Consider the following 3,423-nt stretch of genomic DNA (forward strand, 5'->3'; position numbering starts at 1 on the left):
CTAGTAAAGCCACGTCGATCACTCCGATCTCCTGTCGAAAGGACAGGAAGGATTGTGCTATGAACGTGGGTCAGATTCCGTTGCAAATTCGTGGGGAAGATGGGTCAATTTTCAATGCAAATTAACATGGGTCATTTTGCATGCAAAATGACCCATGAAAAACTCAGTTTTTTCCTGCAAAACAAAGACTTTTAGAAACAAATTTGCAGAACAACGCGGACATCTCTTTGCCAATTTTAGACGGGTCAGATTGACCCACATGCAAATGCTTTTAGCCTAACCACAGTGAAAATTATCTGCGCCTATCCGAGCAAGGACAAAGGAAACCATGCGGCCTTCTTCTTGCGCCACGGGGCGCCATCCACCATGACGATCTCAAAACTTTCTTTTGCCGGTACTGTGCGCGGCCAGGACGTTGAGAAATGGACCCAGCTTAGCGAGATGGTCGGCGTAGAAAAATGGATGGCATGCTTCTACGGAGAGAACGGGCAACATGACGTCCTCCTGTCGAAGCGGATTGACGACAGCACGGCCGAATGCACCGAGACCTATCCGAAAAAGAACGACAAGCTGATGGACATTCGTTGCCAGTGGCAGAAGAGTCTTGGGCTATGGTACCGTCCAAGTTAAACAAACGCTTCCGGATGTGCTTCAATCCAGACATCCAATTGCTCTTTGTATCCAGCCATGGAGCCCTTTAAGTTTTGTGCCATGGGCAAGGCCCGCATAATCATTTGAAGCGCCTCAGTCGCGTCAAATTCAACGTGTGTTTCCGCTTCGTCGTTTGCATGCTTGGCCTGGTTTCTGACACGATTCAAGATCCCCAACAGAACCTTCTTCCGCTGCCCTTCTGGAATCGTCTCATCGACGTCTTCATAGTGATACTCAGTTATAAAGTCGACCGCAACTGGCAAGCCAGCTCTAATGGACAGCTTCCCCAAAATCTCTTCCGCCGCGCCGGCGAGGGTCAGTGACGATAAATAATCGCCTTCAAAAAACAGACGCATCGCCACAACAAGCTGGTGGACTGCCGCGTCAAGTTTTGTCATTTCCATTTCTGAGAGTCCTTTGTTGTTTGTAGCGTCAAGAGGCCAATATGTCGATTCGAATTTGCAGAAGCGCGCACACTGTTCATCGTCGGAGCGGGCAATCCAACGCCACAACGAAGCAGCTATTCTTCGTCACGAAAGATATCGTGTAATTGATCTTCGGTGGGACGTCCTGACGCAGGACGGACATCGATCTGCAAGCCGATTGAGGCCACTATGCGTAGCAACCGCCGGACGCAAAGGTCGTTACGTCCATGCTCCAGCTCGATCAGCGTGCGCCTGCTGACATCGGCCCGGTCTGCCAGAGACTGCTGGGTTAGTCCAAGCTCCTTGCGCTTCGCCGCGACGATTTTTCCAATTTCCACGGTATCCATAAAGTGCAGGATACTGCACATCATTGGAACGGAAAAGCATTTTGTGCAGTATGTTGCACATCACAGTCTCTCTGCAAATGCCGCCAGGAGACCGCGTTTCTAGAGCATGAGGGAAAACTCGCCGGAGGCTACTTCCACCAACTGAGTCGTCCCATAAATTTTGCGGGAGGCTCTCCTAATGCGTGCAGCCAGTCGCCCAGTTCGATGACATCCAATCTTCGATCAAGCGCCTCGACTTTAGCAACATAAGACTGTGGCTTCACCAGCCGAGCCGCCAGTTCAATTTGCGTTACCCCATGGGCATTACGCGCTTCCACTAATTTCTCTATGAGCTCGACGTATTTCGGGCGATGGATGGATTTCATCCCCCGATGGAACCATTTGCGAGAAATTATCCCAAAATAGGATAATATGCCGATTGCTTGGTTTAGGACGTTCCCGTTGACCTGGGAACACCTCGCAATGGCTGCGCAAATATGCGCATCAAGGCTGGAGAAAAGGGATGGAATACGTAATTTTGTTGGTCGTTGGACTCGTGATTTACTGCCTTTACTGGGGCTATCGAAAGATCTTTTGGCATGGAGTGGACCAGTTCTACGCGATGATGGCAGACCTCAATAAGCGCCACGGGACTTCGTTTGGCACCACACGCGAAGACTACAACACTGTGATCGGCCGAAATACAGCAAAGGGCGTAATGGCCTTTGATAAAAAGAATCGCAAGATCGCATACGTCACCAAAGCCGGAAAACAGGTCGAGATTCTCGACTACAAATTTATTCGCACCTGGCGAATTACGTATGACGAAAAAACGAGCGGCGGCGGCATCGCTATTGGCGCAACCGTTGCGGGCTCGGGCCGCACTACGCGGCACAATGTGGCCATCGAAATTGGCACTACCGACATCAATCGCCCGACTGTGCGAATCTGGATGCTGAATTACGCGCACGCCCAGGACTCGATAGAGCGTCTGGACATCCTCATCAATCACTGACATGTCATCACGTCCTCAAAAGTCTGATAGCCCAGCACCCCAGCTGGAAAGACACTTCCAGAATTACTTTGAGCTCTTGCTCTCGGCGGAACGATCGCGCCTATTGGCGTCGATCGCTGACGGTGCGCCAGCACGCAAACAAGAACTGGTGACTGAAATCGATATGCGCATCAGTTACCTGAAGGGAGCCGTGCGAATCGGGAAGCTGCTTTGCCTTATCACTTCAGAGGAAGCGAAAGGAAAGCTTGGACTTCTGGGCGCAGAGAGAGAGGCGCTTCTCGATCGCTGCGCCGTGAGATTCAACGGGCCGGTGCACACATCCTAATACTGAAGGATTCAGTGTGACAGGTTTATCAGGGCGGGTTTTGCCAGTGCATCCGCAACCAAAGGATGACGAGATTTTCTCGTCTTGGCTTTGTCGAATAGCCCAGGCAAATGGACTGAAGCTGCATACTCTGGAGGTCCAAGTCTGGGGCCGAAAAAAGCAAATATGGACCCGCGACATTGACCGGTCCATCGACGATGCTACTTTAGCCCGAGTTGCCGAGCTGTCAGGAACACCGCTCGACAGGGCAAGGGAGACGTGCTTGCAAAGTCTTGAAGGCAAGCTGTTTGAGCGCCTGGTTGTGAAATCAAATTCCGACTGGGTTCTGCCCTCGGGGGTCTATCATCGGAAGCGCAGACGACATGCCATGCAGTTTTGCCCGTTATGTCTCGCACAGGATGCCTCCCCTTATTACCGAAGGTCTTGGCGCCTGGCGCTTTCTACTTTCTGCACGGTGCACGACATCATGCTTCACGAGTGCTGTCCGAGTTGCGAAGAACCGGTCGCGTTCCATCGCCAGGAGCTGGGCGATAGGTGGACAAGCCGAATCATATGGTAATCCCCCCACCAGATGATAGCGTTTGAAAGTAGAATTTTCTCAATTTGATTTTTGAAAGTTCTGCAGCATGAAGACCTCCCGTTTTACCGACAGCCAGATCATCGCCATCCTGAAGCAGGCCG

General features: G+C 51.4%; 6 protein-coding genes. 3 read left to right on the forward strand and 3 right to left on the reverse strand.

Annotated elements, in window-relative coordinates:
- Positions 1-285 precede the first annotated feature (285 nt).
- A complete protein-coding gene (locus H3H37_RS25295) occupies positions 286-630 on the forward strand; it encodes an STY0301 family protein (RefSeq protein WP_182167753.1) in 345 nt (114 codons plus the stop codon).
- Here H3H37_RS25295 and H3H37_RS25300 read toward each other — a convergent pair.
- The 3 genes from H3H37_RS25300 to H3H37_RS25310 all read right to left on the reverse strand — a co-directional run bounded on the left by H3H37_RS25300 (position 627) and on the right by H3H37_RS25310 (position 1,788).
- Positions 627-1,049, reverse strand: a complete 423-nt coding sequence (locus tag H3H37_RS25300; RefSeq protein WP_182167755.1) for a hypothetical protein — start codon at positions 1,047-1,049, stop codon at positions 627-629. The genes H3H37_RS25295 and H3H37_RS25300 overlap by 4 nt on opposite strands.
- A gap of 122 nt (positions 1,050-1,171) precedes the next feature.
- Positions 1,172-1,423, reverse strand: a complete 252-nt coding sequence (locus H3H37_RS25305) for a helix-turn-helix domain-containing protein (protein ID WP_182167757.1) — start codon at positions 1,421-1,423, stop codon at positions 1,172-1,174.
- A gap of 128 nt (positions 1,424-1,551) precedes the next feature.
- The gene (locus tag H3H37_RS25310) at positions 1,552-1,788 is read right to left on the reverse strand and encodes a helix-turn-helix domain-containing protein (RefSeq protein WP_182167759.1); all 237 of its coding nucleotides are present in this window, start codon (positions 1,786-1,788) and stop codon (positions 1,552-1,554) included.
- Between the two features lie 137 nt (positions 1,789-1,925).
- On the opposite strand from H3H37_RS25310, the gene H3H37_RS25315 reads away from it, so the two are divergent.
- Together H3H37_RS25315 and H3H37_RS26270 are read left to right on the forward strand one after the other, a co-directional pair.
- Positions 1,926-2,417 (forward strand): hypothetical protein, encoded by a 492-nt coding sequence (locus H3H37_RS25315; protein WP_182167761.1) that lies wholly within the window; start codon positions 1,926-1,928, stop codon positions 2,415-2,417.
- Positions 2,418-2,788: 371 nt separating this feature from the next.
- Positions 2,789-3,301, forward strand: coding sequence for a TniQ family protein (locus tag H3H37_RS26270; protein ID WP_375540032.1), 513 nt, complete (start codon positions 2,789-2,791; stop codon positions 3,299-3,301).
- Positions 3,302-3,423 lie beyond the last annotated feature (122 nt).

It is taken from the genome of Rugamonas brunnea, assembly GCF_014042345.1.
GTDB classification, from domain to species: Bacteria; Pseudomonadota; Gammaproteobacteria; order Burkholderiales; family Burkholderiaceae_D; genus Rugamonas; species Rugamonas brunnea.